Origin of the sequence: Halovenus halobia (genome assembly GCF_051414135.1) — an archaeon.
GTDB lineage: Archaea > Halobacteriota > Halobacteria > Halobacteriales > Haloarculaceae > Halovenus > Halovenus halobia.
In genome coordinates this window covers 107,911-124,529 of sequence record NZ_JBLKOA010000002.1, presented here as the reverse complement: position 1 = coordinate 124,529, position 16,619 = coordinate 107,911, and the positions used below count along the sequence as shown (strand labels likewise).

General features: G+C 62.9%; 13 protein-coding genes and 1 tRNA gene. 7 read left to right on the top strand and 7 right to left on the bottom strand.

Annotated features, from left to right (window positions below; all coding sequences use genetic code 11):
* Positions 1 to 72 precede the first annotated feature (72 nt).
* From ACMGFM_RS07570 to ACMGFM_RS07545, 6 genes are read left to right on the top strand one after another with little or no spacing between them, the layout of a single operon-like run.
* The gene (locus ACMGFM_RS07570) at positions 73 to 744 is read left to right on the top strand and encodes a lipoate--protein ligase family protein (protein ID WP_436901855.1); all 672 of its coding nucleotides are present in this window, start codon (positions 73 to 75) and stop codon (positions 742 to 744) included.
* Between the two features lie 41 nt (positions 745 to 785).
* A complete protein-coding gene (locus tag ACMGFM_RS07565) occupies positions 786 to 2,111 on the top strand; it encodes a dihydroorotase (protein WP_436901854.1) in 1,326 nt (441 codons plus the stop codon).
* 44 nt (positions 2,112 to 2,155) lie between these two features.
* On the top strand, positions 2,156 to 2,887 hold the full coding sequence (locus ACMGFM_RS07560) for a hypothetical protein (RefSeq protein WP_436901853.1): 732 nt from the start codon (positions 2,156 to 2,158) through the stop codon (positions 2,885 to 2,887).
* A gap of 48 nt (positions 2,888 to 2,935) precedes the next feature.
* On the top strand, positions 2,936 to 3,715 hold the full coding sequence (locus ACMGFM_RS07555; protein WP_436901852.1) for a sugar phosphate isomerase/epimerase family protein: 780 nt from the start codon (positions 2,936 to 2,938) through the stop codon (positions 3,713 to 3,715).
* A 43-nt stretch (positions 3,716 to 3,758) separates the two neighbouring features.
* The gene (locus ACMGFM_RS07550) at positions 3,759 to 4,421 is read left to right on the top strand and encodes a ribonuclease HI family protein (protein WP_436901851.1); all 663 of its coding nucleotides are present in this window, start codon (positions 3,759 to 3,761) and stop codon (positions 4,419 to 4,421) included.
* A gap of 35 nt (positions 4,422 to 4,456) precedes the next feature.
* Positions 4,457 to 5,263 (top strand): N-acyl homoserine lactonase family protein, encoded by an 807-nt coding sequence (locus tag ACMGFM_RS07545; RefSeq protein ID WP_436901850.1) that lies wholly within the window; start codon positions 4,457 to 4,459, stop codon positions 5,261 to 5,263.
* Between the two features lie 6 nt (positions 5,264 to 5,269).
* On the opposite strand, the gene ACMGFM_RS07540 is transcribed toward ACMGFM_RS07545, so the two are convergent.
* The 3 genes from ACMGFM_RS07540 to trmY form a co-directional block, all read right to left on the bottom strand.
* The gene (locus ACMGFM_RS07540; protein WP_436901849.1) at positions 5,270 to 6,769 is read right to left on the bottom strand and encodes a carboxypeptidase M32; all 1,500 of its coding nucleotides are present in this window, start codon (positions 6,767 to 6,769) and stop codon (positions 5,270 to 5,272) included.
* A gap of 494 nt (positions 6,770 to 7,263) precedes the next feature.
* A tRNA-Pro gene (locus ACMGFM_RS07535) sits at positions 7,264 to 7,336 on the bottom strand.
* Between the two features lie 50 nt (positions 7,337 to 7,386).
* On the bottom strand, positions 7,387 to 7,962 hold the full coding sequence (gene trmY / locus ACMGFM_RS07530) for a tRNA (pseudouridine(54)-N(1))-methyltransferase TrmY (RefSeq protein ID WP_436901848.1): 576 nt from the start codon (positions 7,960 to 7,962) through the stop codon (positions 7,387 to 7,389).
* A gap of 137 nt (positions 7,963 to 8,099) precedes the next feature.
* Here trmY and ACMGFM_RS07525 point away from each other — a divergent pair, with 137 nt between their 5' ends.
* Positions 8,100 to 12,002: a PAS domain-containing protein gene (locus ACMGFM_RS07525; RefSeq protein WP_436901847.1), complete on the top strand. Its 3,903-nt coding sequence runs from the start codon at positions 8,100 to 8,102 to the stop codon at positions 12,000 to 12,002.
* A 38-nt stretch (positions 12,003 to 12,040) separates the two neighbouring features.
* Here ACMGFM_RS07525 and meaB read toward each other — a convergent pair whose 3' ends face one another.
* From meaB to ACMGFM_RS07505, 4 genes are read right to left on the bottom strand one after another with little or no spacing between them, the layout of a single operon-like run.
* Positions 12,041 to 13,072: a methylmalonyl Co-A mutase-associated GTPase MeaB gene (meaB, locus tag ACMGFM_RS07520; protein WP_436901846.1), complete on the bottom strand. Its 1,032-nt coding sequence runs from the start codon at positions 13,070 to 13,072 to the stop codon at positions 12,041 to 12,043.
* A 5-nt stretch (positions 13,073 to 13,077) separates the two neighbouring features.
* The gene (locus tag ACMGFM_RS07515) at positions 13,078 to 13,497 is read right to left on the bottom strand and encodes a cobalamin B12-binding domain-containing protein (RefSeq protein ID WP_436901845.1); all 420 of its coding nucleotides are present in this window, start codon (positions 13,495 to 13,497) and stop codon (positions 13,078 to 13,080) included.
* 47 nt (positions 13,498 to 13,544) lie between these two features.
* Positions 13,545 to 14,777, bottom strand: a complete 1,233-nt coding sequence (gene glpB / locus ACMGFM_RS07510) for a glycerol-3-phosphate dehydrogenase subunit GlpB (protein WP_436901844.1) — start codon at positions 14,775 to 14,777, stop codon at positions 13,545 to 13,547.
* Entirely contained in the window at positions 14,774 to 16,576 is a 1,803-nt protein-coding gene (locus tag ACMGFM_RS07505; RefSeq protein WP_436901843.1) for an FAD-dependent oxidoreductase, read from the bottom strand. The genes glpB and ACMGFM_RS07505 overlap by 4 nt, the downstream gene beginning before the upstream one ends.
* Between the last annotated feature and the right edge of the window lie 43 nt (positions 16,577 to 16,619).

The window sequence follows — 16,619 nt, the reverse complement described above, 5'->3', positions numbered from 1 at the left end:
TCCTTCGGCACCGGGAAGAACGACCAGCCCTACCCTCAGTGGGTTTTTGCAACTCGACACGAATATCCTGCTATGCGGCTTGTCCGTGGCCGGGGCTCGACGCCCACCAGAGACCGCGAGCACTCCCACGACCTCATCGACCGCGCTGCCGACGAGGAAACGTCCGTCCTGCGTGTCTGGCAGCCACCAGCACATCTCGCCTTCGGCCGGCGCGACGGCTCACGAGAGGGCTACGACCGCGCCCGCGAACGCGCTGAGGCCCACGACCTGCCCGTGATCGACCGCTCGACTGGCGGCCACGCGGTTGTCTTCACCGGCAACACGGTGTCGGTGGTGCTCGTCACACCAATCGAGGACGCGCGCTCGGGGATTCCCGAGCGGTACGAGCGCGTCACTGGACAGCTTCGGGGCGCGCTGGCTACCCTCGGCGTCGACGCCCACGAGGGCGAACCTGACGGCGCGTTCTGTCCGGGGACACACTCGCTCTCCGCAGGGGGCAAGATTGTCGGCCTCGCTCAGCGAGTCCGTCGCGACGTGGCCGTCGTCGCCGGAATCGTCACGCTCCGTGACCACGACGAAATTACCGAGATTCTCGGGCCGGTCTACGACGCGCTCGATATCCCCTTCGACTCGGATGCGACGGGGAGTATCGCCCGTGCTGGTGGTGAAACCGACTCCGAGGTGGTCTGTCGAACTATCGAGTCGGCACTGGCCCCGGACGACGCTGTCGTCGAACAGATATAGCGGTCCGGGAGTTTTACTGCAGTGGGCGTCCAGTCGACTGTATGCTCATACAAAACGTGACCCTCGCCGACGGCTCTCGCCACGATGTCCGTATCGACGGCGAGCGAATCGCGGCCGTCGAGCGGGCCGGCGAACTCGACCCCGGACCGGACGAGACTGTAACCGAAGGGTCTGGAAACAGACTCCTGCCGGGGATGATCGACGTTCACGTCCACTTCCGACAGCCCGGATTCGACCACAAAGAAACGTGGGAGACCGGGAGCAAAAGCGCCGCCGCCGGCGGTGTCACCACAGTCGTCGACCAGCCCAACACCGACCCGGCGACAGTCGACGGCGAGGGCTACGACGAGAAGGCAACCTTGGCCGCTGACTCGCTGGTCGATTACGGGATTAACGGTGGCGTCACCGGCGACTGGCGTCCCGAGGAACTGTTCGACCGGGACCTGTTCGCGCTGGGTGAAGTCTTCCTCGCCGATTCGACGGGTGATATGGGAATCGACGGGGACCTCTTTGCTGACGCGCTGGAGCGTGCAATCGAGGCCGAAACGACCGTCACCGTCCACGCAGAGGACGCGACGCTGTTCAACAAAAGCGCTCGTGACCGCGACGACCCCGACGCCTGGAGCGCCTACCGGACAGCGCGCGCAGAGATTGAGGCGGTCCGGCGGGCCTGTTCGCTCGCCGACGACCGCGACACGCAAATCCACATCGCCCACACCAGCACGCCCGAGGGCGTCGATATCGCAAGCGAAGCCGGAATGACCTGCGAAGTCACGCCACACCATCTTTTTCTCTCCCGTAGCGACCTCACCGACCTCGGTACCCACGGACGGATGAACCCGCCGCTGCGGCGTGAACGCCGCCGCCAGCAACTCTACGAGCGAGTGGCTGATGGGACGGTCGACATGATTGCGACCGACCACGCGCCACACACGCTGGGAGAAAAAGAGACGGACATCTGGTCAGCCCCCAGCGGCGTTCCGGGTGTCGAGACGGCGCTGCCCCTGCTGCTGGCGGAGGCGGCGGCGGACCGACTCAGCTTCGAGCGCGTCCGTGACCTGACTGCGACCAATCCTGCCGAGCTATTCGACCTTCCAGACCGCGGCCGGGTCGAGGCCGGAAACTACGCCGACCTCGTGTTGGTCGACCCGAGTGAGCCAGCGCAGATTCACGCCGAGAACCTGCACACGAAATGCGAGTGGACGCCCTTCGAGGGCCGCGACGCGGTGTTCCCCGAGTGGACGATGCTCCGCGGCGAGACTGTCTACGACGGCGAGGACGACTCCTTCGGCGAGGTGCGTGGCGAAAACGTCCGAGTCAACCCAGATGAGGGGTCGGACCCAGAGCCACCTGAAGCAGAGGAGTAACGCCGGGCGAGACTGTTATGCCGCTGTGGCCGTACAGCATAACGATGACAACCACAGCCTCCACTCGCCTCGAGCGCGTCCAGCGGGATCTCCGCGACCGCGGCTTCTCATTTGAGACCGCGGCCCGGCCGACAGTTGCGCGTGACGGGCCTGCGGACTTTGCCGGCGTTGACGCACCGCTTGACCTCCGTCCGCTGGCGAGCGACCGCCCGCTGGAGATAATCTCTGCGGTCGCAAATGCCGCCCACGACGGCCGTGTTCCCGTGCTGGTCGTCGACGACCACGATTACGACACCGTTCAGGAGTTCCTGTCGCCACCGTTCGCGCTGGCTGGCAACGAGGATGGTGTGGGGCAGTTCTACACCATCGAGGACCGCATCCAACTCACTGACGACAGCTTCGCCTGCGTCGCCTCTCCCGGGGAACTCTCGTGGTCCGAAGCTCCGGACGCCGGAAGCGACTCGCCGCCGTTGCGTCTCTCTGTCGGCGGAGAGACAGCTGCTGTCCTCGATTCCGTCGAGGGATTAGCCTGTCCTGGGCCGTCACCGGCGGCGTTCCGCCATCGCTACGCCCGCGGCGAGGACGGTCGGTTTCGTGTCTACGAGGGCGACTCGGTCGTCGGCGAATACACCGGCGTGACAGCGATGCGGCAGGCTGGCGTTCGTCCGGTCCCGCTCCCGCTGGTGCCAGAACACCACGTCCGAAACAACGGTGACCTCGCGCGTGCCGTCATGCTCGCAACAGTCGAGGACGGAACCGTCCAGTACACCGGCTGAGTGACAGCGCAGGGAAAGACCCTCAACGGTGGCCGTCGTGGTGGAACTATGACTCTCGAACTCGGCTTTGTCACGCAGACGACGATGCACTACACGAGTGCGTTCCCGGCTGCGAAGGCGATGGAGGTCGAGTACGTCGAACTGCTGCTCGACGGTCACCACGAACGCCAGACACTCGACCCCGAAGGAGTCGCCGCAGCAGCTGATGACCACGATATCGACACCGTTGTCCACCTCCCATTTGCGTTCGATATTGCGTCGCCGTACGAGCACGTCCGGGAGGGCGCGATTCGTGAACTCTCGGCGACACTCGAAGCCGCGAGTACGTTCGACGCTCGCAAGGCGGTGGTCCACGCCACCAGCAACGCGTGGGGGCCGGCGTGGGATTCTGAACCAGTTGCTGACGGTGTCGTCGACGCACTCGATGAGCTACAGGTTGTCGCCGAGGAGTTCGGTATCGAACTCTGTGTCGAGAACATCCCCGGCGAGTGGTTCGGCCTCGCTGACTTCCCGCGCCTGTTCGAGGCCACCGATGTCTCGATGACATTCGACACGGGCCATGCCTACGTCGAAGGGTACGACGCCGCCGACCAGGCCGAGTTCATCGCTGACCACCGTGACCGAATCAGCCACGTCCACGTCAACGACGTTCGCACCCAGCGCGACGACCACGTTCCGATTGGGTCGGGCGTCCTCGATTTCGGAACCATCTGTGCTGACCTCGAAGACGCGACACTCTCTGTCGAGGTGTTCACTCCTTCCTACGAGTACGTCGGCACGAGTGTGAACAACCTCCGCCGGCAGGTTGCGGCACTGGACGACCCCTGACGAGCCGTGAGATTCTTCGCGCTGTCGCCCTCACTACCAGTCGATGGAGGATTCGCCATCGAGTTCAGCCGACCCGCTGCCCCGAGAGTCCCTCTCGGAGGCCGCAGCGCGAGTCGACAGAGCGCTCGCACAATATGGCTACGAACTCGACGCTGCTATTGCGGCTATTGACGACGCAACGGCTGGCTACGGCGGGCTGTTTGATCCTGACACAGATGCTGCGGAGTTGCGTGCGGCCTGCGAGACAGTTATCGCTGCGGGGCCGCCCGAGGCCACTGCCAAGGACGACACGGTTCCGCCGGAACTCGTGCTCTACGTCGATGGGAGTTCGCGGGGCAATCCGGGGCCGGCCGGGGCCGGTGCTGTCGTCCAGACTGCGGACCAGACGCTCGCAAAACTTGGCCGACCAGTTGGCAGACACGCCGACAACAATATCGCCGAGTACGCCGCGCTGCAGCTCGGGTTGACCGCAGTCTCGGAGTACGAGCCCGCGAGTCTGGAGGTTCGAATCGATTCGATGACCGTCATCGACGATGTCTGGCGGGGTGGCTCTGACGAATCGTTCTTGCCCTACAGCGACGCTGTCGCGGAGTTGCTCTCGGCTATTCCGGCCCACCGGTGGACCCATCTGGCTGACTCAGACCCGAACCCGGCAGATTCGCGAGCGACAGTCGGTGCTGATATCGCCGCCATCGGTCCCGGATGACCCCCTGGCTTTATCAGGACTGGCTCCGTGTGTGAATGCCAGACATGACGACCGTTACCGAACTACAGGAGTTCAACACCGCTGACTGGGCGCTCGATAACAGTTTCATGGAGCAGCTGACAGACCCCGGCGAGCCCTACACCGCGGTCTGCCCGTTCTACGTCGTCGACCACCCCGAGGGAGTAGCAGTAATCGACACTGGTCTCAGCCACGACATGCTCGATGACCCGGCGGGATACGGTCCCCACGGTGCCGAGTTCATGGAGGCGTTTCTGCCGGCCATCGAGTACGGTCCCGACATGCACCCACGCGCACAGTTGGAAGACGCTGGCTACTCCCCCGAAGATGTCGATTATCTCGTCCTGACACATCTGCACTCAGACCACGCGGGCCACATCGACACCTTCCCAGACGCCGAGATTATCGTCCAGAAGGAGGAACTTCGATACGCCCACTGGCCCGTGCCAGTTCAAGAGGTGTTCTATCTGGAGGGCGATTTTGACATGCTGCGCTCGGGCGCGTACGACGTGACGCCCGTCGACGGCGAGTACGATGTCTTTGGCGACGGCAGTCTCGTCACCTTCCCGACACCGGGACACACCCCTGGCCACCAGTCCGTACAGGTGGAACTACCCGAGACTGGCACCGTGATTCTGGGTGCCGATGTTGCCCACAAGCAGTCTGGGTACGAGAGCGAACATCTCGCGTCGTTCAACTACAACCTCTCGCAATCTATCGCCTCACTCAGAGACCTGAAGGCCCGCGCTCGCCGGACCAATGCAGCGGTGTTCGTCACCCACGACAACGAACACATCGACACGATGGCTGAGGGACTGCGCTAACGACCGCTACAGGTCGTACAGCGCCTCGAACTTCTCCCGGGCGTACTCGACGAACGGTTCGGCAGATAGTTTCTGCCCAGTTGCTTCCTCGATGAGTTCAGGCGTCGGGTAGCGCTGGCCGTGGTGATGGACATTCTCGGTCATCCACTCGTGAATCGGCTCGAACTCACCTTCCCGAACCAGGCCGTCGACGTCGAGGTCCTCGCGGATGGCGTCGTTCAACTGCGCGGCAACGACGCTACCGAGCGTGTAGCCGTGGAAGGCCGCGAACCCGCTGGTCCAGTGAATATCTTGCAGAGAGCCCTCGCTGTCGGAGTCGGGTGTAACGCCGAGATACTCGTCCATCTTCTCGTTCCACAGCTGCGGAATCTCCTCGGCCTCGATGTCGCCCTCGACGAACGCGCGGCCAATCTCACACCGGAGGATGATGTGCATATGGTAGGTGAGTTCGTCCGCCTCGACACGAATGAGATTGTTCGGATAGATGCGGTTGGCTGCCTCGTAGGCCTCCTGCACAGTGAGGTCGTCGTGGCCGTCGATGTGCTGCTTGAATGTGGGCAGGAAGACCTCCCAGAACGGCTTGGTTCGACCAATGTGGTTCTCCCAAAACCGAGATTGTGACTCGTGAATGCTCATCCGAGGTGCGCCAAGCGGTGTCCCGTACTCGTCCTGTCGCAGTCCGAGTTGGTAGCTTGCGTGTCCGAACTCGTGGATGGTCGCGGTCAGCGCGTCCATTGGGTCGCTCGGCTTGTAGCGCGTGGTCACGCGTGCGTCGAACTGGTTGCCGGCCATGAACGGGTGAGGCGCAGTATCTATCCGCCCGCGCTCGAAGTCGTAGCCGACGAACTCAAGCGCCGCCTCGGTGAGTGCTTTCTGACTTTCGTCGGGGTACTCGCCGTCCCACGGGTCCGCGAGGTCACGCCCAGACTCGCGGATCTCTTCGACAAGCGGCGGAATCTCCGACCGCAGCGTCTCGAATATCTCGTCCATCGTCTCGATATCGATATACTGGTGGCTCCCCTCGTACAGCACCGTGTATGGACTCGTTTCGGGGTCGATATGCTCGGCCTTCTGGCGCTGGAGGTCGCGCATCGTCTCCAGTCGCGGCGCGAATAAATCGAAGTCGTCCTCAGCCTTTGCGTCCTGCCAGATCTGCTGGTTCTCCGCGGCGGTTTGTGCAATCGTCTCGTTCAACTCGCCGGGTACCTTCGCCTCGCGCTCGTACTCGTTGCGGATTTCTCGGACGTTCGCAGCCTGTTCGTCTGTGAGCTCTGCGTCCTCGAGGCTAGCGAGCCAGTCGGCAACGTCGTCGTCAACGAGCAGTTCGTGTGTCGTCGCGGACAGCGCCGACAGTTGCTGTGCACGCCCTTGCGCACCGCCTTCGGGCATCATCACCTGTTGGTCCCAGTTGAGATACATCGAGGCGTAGTCGAGGTTCGTCAATCGCCGGTTCCGTTCGAGCAACTCCTCGTATGCCTCAGGTGTTTCAGAGTCAGCTGTTGCCATACCTCTGGCCACGGAACAAACACATAAGAAATTCCGGGAGTACCCCAAATTACCCTGCTCTCGATGCTGGCTCGACTCTTAATTTACAGGTAGGAAATATCGCTATCGCTCGTCGTTTCGTCGTGGGGTGAAAATGGGCCGGCGCGAATTCGAACTGGGCGAGACTCGCGTCCGCTCGTCTCGCTGGCTCGAATCCGCGCGACGTGATTTTCACACTCACTACAGACTCCTCGCTGCTCGCGGCAGGGCCGCACGCTGTAACGAGACGTTCGCTTTGCTCACGCCTCACTGCTCACGGCTTCGCCGTTCGCTATATCGTGCTGCGTGGCGCCACGCAACGCTCGTCGCGTTGTAGTGGGGCGAAAATGGGCCGGCGCGAATTCGAATCACGCGAGACCTGCGGTCTCGCTTGCCTTCGTTCGCTTCCGCTCACGAAGACGCGGTTACGACCACCCGAACGCAGTCGCTCAAGCGTGTAAAAATGCGGGAAGAAGTGGGCCGGCACGAATTTGAATCGTGGTTACGGCCACCCGAAGGCCGAAGGATACCAAGCTACCCCACCGGCCCGCGTCTGAGATGTGTTGGTCCGGCAGTTTAACCGTTGCGAAATGACCGGCCTACTCCGCCGTATCCAGCCAATTATGGGCGACAGCGATGGCGTGGTCGGCGTGGATTGCTTTCGGTCCAAGACAAATCTCTCCGTCTGCGTGACTCGCAATTGTCTCTGCATCAGTCTCGTGGAACTCCTGGTGATTCGACAGCACGAACGCCGCGTCAGCTGGCGGCGACAACTCCGCTTTCTGCGTGCCGTCAGGATGGAGTCGATAGATTGGTTCGTCGATTTCGCCAAGCGTCCTATCGAGATCCATCCGGACCAGCGAGACACCCGACGAAATCTCTACGGGAATCTGTCCGATGGCTTCCTCGCGCTCCGAGAGTGCATTTCGGATCACCGCGGCCGTCGAGCGCTCGTCTGGGTGGAGTCCTCGCAGGTCCGCACTCTCGAACTGGACGGTAAACTCGTCGCCGAGAACGAGATGTGTTCGCACGTCTTCGCGAAGGCCGTGTGAGAGCAACAGCGAGGCCGTGACACAGCGGGCGAGCAGGTCGACCCGTCCCGCCGCAGGCAGCGCATCGAGCGAGAACTCCCCCGTTGTTGGCCCTTCCCGAGCAACGACGATGAACTGGCGCATACGTGATTCTCGCGGCCACATCACATAGACACACCGGTCGCTCGTGTGTCGGTGTCGATGTCGACAGCACGGCTCAGATTATCGTGAATAACAACTGCCGCGAGCGATTGATAAGTGAGTCTCACGTAATGTTTCGAATGAGTCTTGCTGACGAGGCGTACTCCGGTCCGATTTCTGTTCTTTACGTGAACAACGATGCTGATTTTGCCGACCTCGCGCGAACGAAGCTGCTGGCTGCGGACCCGGACTTTTCGATCACGACTGCCGGGACCGCCGACGAGGCACTCGAACTCCTCGAGACGTCTCCAGTCGACTGTGTCGTAACCTCCTATGCGCTCCCAGAGGGGACGGCGATCGACCTCTTGGGGCGGCTCCAGTCTGCACGACCAGAGCTACCGACAATCCTGTTTACCGGACGCGGGAGTGAACAGATTGCGAGCGAGGCGACTCAGGCGGGGGTCTCCGATTACATTCCAATCCGGTCGGACCAGAACAACTTCGAGTTGCTCGCACGCCGCATCCAGACACTCGTGGACGCGGCCCGCAAAAACGAAACTGCAGAGCGCATGACGACCCGGTTTCGCCGGACGCTCGAACGGACGACCGACGCTATTTACGCCGTCGACGACGAGTGGCGTGTCGAATACATGAACGAGCAGATGGCAGACCGGGTCGACCACGACCCGGCGGCCATCATCGGGACGACAATCTGGGAGGAGTTCCCGTCGATCGTCGGCACGGAACTGGAGGAGCGGTATCGAACTGCGATGGAGACCGGCGAACCGACGTCTTTCGAGCAGCGCCTCGGCGAGCCGTTCGATTACTGGGTCGAAGTACGAGTGTTCCCGGACGACGACGGGATGACCGTCTTCTCACAGGAGATTACTGCCGAGCGCGAGCGCGAACGAGAGCTCGAACGGAATGAGACGATTCTCGAAAACATCCACGACGTCGTGTTCGTTCTCGACGACGAGGGCACTATCGAGTTCGCCAATGCGGCCGCGGAGCGAGTGCTTTTGGAATCCGGCCCCGAACAGGCCACCGGCCACCAGCTCGAGGCCGTGGTGGGCGACCGCATCGGGACGGCCGACGCAGAACGGTTCGTGCAGGCAGTCGAGACGACGCTGGACGAGATGGAGGGCGACGGCGGACACAGGGGGCTGTACGATGTCGACCTGCAACTCGACGTTACGACCGACGACGCCGAACGGACCTTCGACGTTCGAATCACGCCCTTCGAGAGTGGGCCCGGCCAGCAGGTGCTCGTCGTCGCTCGGGACGTGACGGAGCGAACCGAGACGAGCCGGCAGTTGCAGAGAGAACGGGACGCGCTCAGGCAACTCCAGACGGTCATGGCAAAGCCCGACGTCTCGACCGAGACGCGACTGACAGAACTCCTCGAAGTTGGCTGCCAGACACTGGGTCTGGACATCGGAATCGTCTCACACATCGAGGACAGTGAATACACGGTCGAAGCCGTACACGGACCGAGCGCCGACATCGAGGCCGGTGACCAGTACGACCTCCAGTCGACGTACTGCGAGCAGGTCGTGCGGGAAGATAGCGTCTGTTCGTTCGCGGATGCCGGCGCCGCCGGGAAGGCGACACATCCCGCCTACCGCGAACTCGGACTGGAGTCGTATCTCGGGGTGCCACTGGTCGTCGACAACGAGCGCTACGGGACCCTGAACTTCTCGAGTACAGAGCCAGCCGAGACCTCGTTCGGGAGGCTCGAACGCACGTTCGCCGAGCTGTTCGCCGAACTCGTGAGTGCCGAACTCTCCCGGCGCCGAGACCGGGTCGAACTCGAACGGCAGGAGTTTCTGTTCCAGCGGATTCAAGACGTAGCAGACATCGGCGTCTGGGAGTACTCCCCAGCGACGGGTGCCCTCGACTGGTCCGACGGGGTCCGACAGATTCACGGCGTCGAGGAGGGGTACGTCCCGACACTCGAAGAGGCACTCGAGTTCTACCACCCTGCCGACAGGGACACCATCACCGCGGCAGTCCAAGCGGCTATCGAAGACGGCGAGTCGTACGACCTGGACTTACGAATTGTTCGGACAGACGGTGTCGTCCGGGACGTTCGAGCGTGGGGCGAGCGTGTCGACAGCCCGACACACGAGGACTCGGTCATCCGCGGCGTCTTCCAGGATATCACCGAACGCAAGTCACAGCGGCGCGAGTACCAGGAACTCGCAGAGGAATACGAGGCGCTACTCGACAACTCGGGCGACGCAATCTTCATGCTGGACGTCGACACGGGTGGACCGGAGCCAGCCTTCGAGTTCGCCCGGCTCAGCACCGGATACGAGACCCAGACCGGACTCTCAACTGCGGACGTCCGGGGACAGACGCCTCGGGAGGTCTTCGGTGACGACCGGGGCGCCGAACTCGTCGCGAACTACACTCGCTGTGTCGAAGCAGGTGAGCCAATCTCCTATCGCGAAGAGCTGGACATCGGTGACGACGCCCGGTTCTGGGACACGAGTCTCGCGCCCGTCGTCGTCGACGGAGACATCATCAGAATCGTCGGCATCGCCCGAAATGTGACCAGACAGGTCGACCGCGAGCGTGACCTACAGAGGACCAACCAGCGACTGGAATCACTCATCGAGGCGACCCCGCTCACCGTCATGGAAATCGACACCGAGGGAACGGTGGTCCGCTGGAACGACGGGGCCGAAGAGATGTTCGGCTGGTCGCGTGAGGAGGTGCTCGGTGAGTTCAACCCAATCGTTCCCGACGAGCGAGCGCCGGAGTTCGACACGCACCGCCAGCGCGCACTGGAGGGCGAGCAGATCCGTGGCAAAGAGGTCCAGCGCGAACGGAAAGACGGTCGTGTGCTCGATTTGCTCCTCTCGGTCGCACCGATTACCGACTCTGACGGAGACATCACCAGTATTCTCGCAGTACTCGAGGATATCACCGACCAGAAACGGCTCGAGTCGAAACTTCGCTCGCTGCAGGCGACCGCACAGCGACTCAGTGGCGCACAGACGAGCGGAGAAATCGGCGACATCGCCATCGACGCAGTCGTCGAGACACTCGGCTTCGAGTTCACCGGCCTCTGGGAATACTCCGCCCAGACCGACACACTCGTCCCGGCGAGCGCGAGTCAGGCTACGAAAGACCGCTTCGGCGAGTTACCGCGCTTGGAATCCGAGGAGAGCCCCGCACGGCAAGTGTTCGAGGCGTCGGAGCTGCGTGTGTACGACGATATTCAAACCATCGAGGACTTCGAGGCCGAGACAGAGATGCGGAGCTGTCTGTTCGTCCCGCTCGGAGAGTTCGGCGTCCTCGGGGTCGGCGCGCTTTCGGCCCAGAGCTTCTCGGAGACAGACGTCGACCTGTGTCAGATTCTGGGTGCAACCGTCGAGGGGGCGCTCACCCGCGCGAGCCGCGAAGCGGAACTACAGCGTCAGAACGACCGCCTCGACGAGTTTGCCAGCGTCGTCGCCCACGACCTCCGCAATCCGCTGTCCGTTGCTATCGGCTTTCTTGACGTCATCGAACAGACGGGAAGCCTCGAACACGTCGACCGTGTTTCCTCGGCACACGAGCGCATGGAGCGTCTCATCGACGACCTCCTCACGCTGGCGCGCGGCGATACGACGATTGCCGAGACAGAGCAAGTCGACCTCGAGATGGTCACGACGAAAGCGTGGGGCTTCGTCGATACTGCCGACGCGACGTTGACGGTGACCGAGGCGGTTCCGACGGTGGCCGGCGACGGGAGTCGACTGACCCAGTTCTTCGAGAACCTGTTCAGAAACGCCATCGAACACGGCGGAGACACCGTGTCGGTGACCGTCGGTCCCCTGACGGACGAGCCCGGGTTCTACGTCGAGGACGACGGCGACGGCATCCCACCAGACCGACGCGACGAGGTGCTCGAACACGGTGTTACCTCGAACCAGGGTGGAACCGGCTTTGGACTCTCTATCGTGTCCGATATCGCCGCGGCCCACGGCTGGACCGTCCGCGTGACGTCGGGGACCGACGGCGGCGCACGCTTCGAGTTCGCCGGCGAGATGTAACTGCTAGAAAACTCCGCGTACCGTGTGAACGAGGCGTCTCAGTCCTCGCGCTGGTCCATGCACTCAGCCAGCGGTTCGACCACGCGGTCCGACACGCTGTACGGGTCCGTCTCGCGGTCGATAACCTGCGTGACGAACCCGTCGAGGCCGCCCTGTGCGTCCAGTTCCTCGGTGAGGAGTTCGTTCACATCCTCGCGGATGAGTGTTCGAATCTCCTCGGCGTAGCGCTGGCGCTGTTGAATCTCGTGTTCGCCGGAGTCGTCGAGATACTGGCGGTGGTCTGCCAGCGTCGCCAGCAATTCGTCGACGCCCTCGCCGCGCTCGGCAACAGTCTCGACAATCTGTGGCTCCCAGCCACCGCTATCGCTGTTGCCGTCGACGGAAACATCCATCTCTGTCGCGCCGTGGTGGCCGACAGTTCCGGGAACCCGGCCGTCGCGGTAATCGAGCATCTCTCGGAGTTCCTGCACTGTCCGGTCCGAGCCGTCCAGGTCAGCCTTGTTGACGACGAAGATATCTCCGATTTCGAGGATGCCGGCCTTGAGCATCTGGACGTCGTCGCCGCTGCCCGGCGGAACGAGCACTAGCACCGTCTCGGCAGTTTTGACGATATCAATCTCGTTCTGGCCAGCACCGACCGTCTCGATAATGATCTTGTCCTTCCCGAAGGCGTCCAACGCTTTGACCGCGTCAGTCGTCGCTGTCGAGAGGCCGCCGAGCGTCCCGCGGGCGGACATCGACCGGAAAAACACGTCCATATCCCCGATGTTCGAGGCCATTCGGATGCGGTCGCCCAGCACCGCGCCGCCGGTAAACGGCGAGGAAGGATCGATTGCGATGACGCCAACAGTCAACCCTTGGTCGCGGTACGTGGCAGCGAGTTTGTCGACCAGTGTCGACTTGCCCGAGCCCGGTGAGCCGGTGATTCCGATAACGTCGGCGTTGCCGGTGTGTTCGTGCAGCTGTTTAACGAGCTCTCGGTAGCCCGGCTGTCTGTTCTCGATTTTCGTGATGACGCGGGCCAGTGCGCGGTGCTGGCCGTCCAGAAGCTCTTGTATCAACTCACTCATTGCGGCTACTCGCGCTCGGGTGCGTTCTCACGAACGTATTCGATCATTTCGTCCATCGACGCACCAGGCCCGAACACGCGGGACACACCCAGTTCGAGCAGTTCTGTCTTATCGTCGTCTGGAATAATCCCCCCGACGAGGATGAGTGTGTCCTCGAAGGCACCGTATTCTTCGAGTCCGTCGATAATCTCCGGGACGAGCGTGTCGTGAGCTCCCGAGAGAATCGAGATACCGAGGACGTCAACGTCCTCCTGAACTGTTGCTTGGACGATCTCTTCTGGTGCGCGATGAAGCCCCGAGTAGATGACCTCGAATCCAGCGTCCCGAAACGCCCGTGAAATGACGTGTGCGCCACGGTCGTGCCCATCCAACCCGACCTTGGCGACAAGACACCGAATCTGGCGCTGTTCCTGGTCAATTCCCATACCAAACTATTCCCGCGGTTTCTGTTTCACTGTTTCGGTCGCTACGGTCAGGACTGTTCGAGTGCCCGCTGGCCGGCCGCGTAGCCGGTGACCAGTGCGAATCCACCGACCGACCCCTCGGCGACGACGTTCGGACTCGCCAGAACTCGTCCCGCACCATAGAGGTTCTCGGCCACCGCTGACCCGCCCTCCAGCGGTCGCCGTCGGTCGTCGACTTCGACGCCAGCACGCACCGCTGGGTGGTCGCTGAGGAACTCCCGGCCGACCAGTCGGTCGCCCGGCAGCGAGGCTGGACAGCCGAACACCGGTTCGCCAACTCCCGCGCTGTCCGTGACAACGCCGCCAGCCTCGACGCCGCCGGTTGCGAGCACGTAACTATCGGCGTCGTACTGCTGGCCGTCGGCGGTCACGCTGGTTATTCGGCTGTCATCCTCCTCGACATCCGACACGACGCTCTCCTCGATTGTTCCGCCACGGGACCGTACCGCTGCCGAAAGCAGCGACTCCAGACGCTGGCCCGGCAAGCTGGGCGGCCCCAGTGGCACCTCGAACACGGAGACGTGCAGCGCCTCCTCCAGCGCTGTCCTGATTGCTGGTGCCTCTGTCTGCCCGAGCACCGCTGGCAGGCCAACTCGTGGCTCGACATCGAGCGTTGGCTGGAGTTTCTCTGCGAGGGCCGCTCGGATCGGCTGGCCGTCGACCGACCTGTTCTGGTCCAGTATCTCGGGAATCTCCGTCCGGTCGAGGTCAGCAGGCAACGGCGCACGGACCGTCCGGCCAGTGACCGACAGCGGCGTCTCGTTGTTGAGGCGGTTGGCCGCAAGTTCGGCGTCGAAGTCAGGAATCGACTCGAAGCCGACCAGTCGCATCGAATCTGCACCGCTGGCGACACCGGCAGCCGCACTCTCCGGATACCGAACTGCTGGCGTCAGTCGACCCACTGCTGTCGGAAGTAGTGCATTCGTCTCCGTCTCTGCACCGCTATACTGGTCGCCGGTCGCGGTGTCGAACAGTTCCAACGCGGCCGACACGGTATCGAGACCGAGACGACTGTACGGGTGGTCCTCTTGGAGTCGCTCGATGGCCGCCAGCGGTCGGTCGACCGGTCCATCCTCGTCGGGTTCGTACCCCAGCAAGTCGACCAGTCCCGTCTCGGTCTGGAACCGGTCACTACGCTGGCGAAGGAGCCGGACCGACGCTGCGGAGTCTGTTTCCAGCGCGCTCAGTGCGGCCGCGTACCCCTCGATTCCACCGCCGACCACGAGCACATCGTCACTCATCGGCCGACCGCCTCCGAGTGCTGGACGCGTCCGTCTGCTGTTGTTGGTATCTCGGGAACCGGCAGTATCGAATCGTCCTCACGCTCGTCGTCTCTCTCGTGGAACGTCCGCGTACTGAATCCGCTGCCGTCGAAGGAATCGAGGTCGACCGTCTCCGGCTGGCTGCCGTCTCGCCCGAGCACGCGGGCGTGAAGTTCGTAATCATCCATTGCGGCGGCAAGTTGCTCGCTGTCGAGGCTCTCTCGGCGGCCGTGCCAGCGCCGGGCTAACAGCGTTTCCAGCGCCTCTTCGACCGTCTCGAGGTCACTTTCAGGGTAAAGTTCCGCCGCGATGCGGTGTCCACAGCGACCGCCCTGGCACTCACCCATCGTCGCCCCCGTTCGCATCCGGACGGTATCCAGTTCGGTTCGCAGTTCGCTCTCGTCGAGTGCCTGCTGGACAGTGGACTGCCTGACCGAGCGCGTCTCACAGAGCACTGGGTCGGGTTTGCTCGACTGCTCGCGCCCAGTCAGCGGTTCCGGCAGCGACAGCTCTTCCGTTAGACAGGACCGTCCGATGCCGAACTCTCCACAGACCCGATTGACCGCCTGCTCGGCGACGAAGCGGTGTGTCGTGACGCTACCGCCAAGCACGCTCAACATACCCCAGCGGTCGTCGTATTTGTCGTGGTCCACCAGCGTCGCCCCGTGACCGTAGGGCGACCCGCTCGAACCCCCGTGTTGTGTCCAGACACCCGAGTACGTCCGGAGAACTTCGGCCTCCGAAACGCCCGGCACGAACTCGGCGGCCGACGCCAACGCGTCCTCGATGTCCGTCGACTCTGCAATTGGCCCGACAATCGTGTTCCCCTGATACGGTGCAACGGTGAGCGGCAACCCAGTCTGTCGTCGTGTGACTGGCTGGTCGACGAGTTCGCTGCTCAGGACGACCATCCGGCCGCGTTCACGAGACAATGGCAGCTTAATGCCTGCGAGGGCAGCAATCTGGTCGGCCCACGCTCCCGCGGCGTTGATAACGTAATCCGCCTCGATTTCCTCCCGCTCGCCGGTTTCGGGCGTGTCGTCTCCCGTCGCTCCGGGGAAGGTTCGCTGCACTGTTCCGGGCATATCCGGTGTGTTCTCTTCGTCTTCGTCTTCGTCTTCGTCTTCTTCGTCTGCTTCATCCTCGTCTGTGCCTTCGTCGGCAGATTCGTCCTCGCCGTCGACGGGTTCGGTTTCGTCTGGAACCCCCTTCGATGGCCTGGTTGGCGCGCTCACGCCGCCAGGGGCCGAATCGTACTCGACTTCCACGCCGACGATGTCGCTTCCGTCAGTTAGAAGATCAACGACGCGTGCTCCTGTTTCGAATTCTGCGCCGTAGGCGTCCGCGCTCGCTGCGTTCGACAGCGTCAGTGCAAACGGGTCGACAACAGCGTCTGGAACGCGAGCCGCACGATTGGCAGACACGCCGTCGATTTCTCCCGAGAGCTTCGAGGCGGGAATCGACCGTTTCTCGCAGGCCGCGACAAAGTCGTCGAACTCCTCGCCGTCGACGATAATTCCGTCTGTCTCCTCGATACAGTGTGCAGCAGTCTCTCGGAGCGTGTTGCTCTCCTTGAAACAGCGCATTGCGCCCGCCGGGTCCTCCTCGACGAAGCGGGCACCGCTGTACAGCGGTCCGTGAATTGACCCGGTCGTTCCGGCCGTAAGCGTCCCCTGTTCGACCAGCGTTACCTCCAGTCCGCGAAGCGCACAGTCACGGGCGATGGCCGTGCCGAGCACGCCGCCGCCAATGACTATGACCTGTGGCGTATACCCCATTCGATTGCCATCACCTGTGGGGGCCGCGCACTTATACTACCTG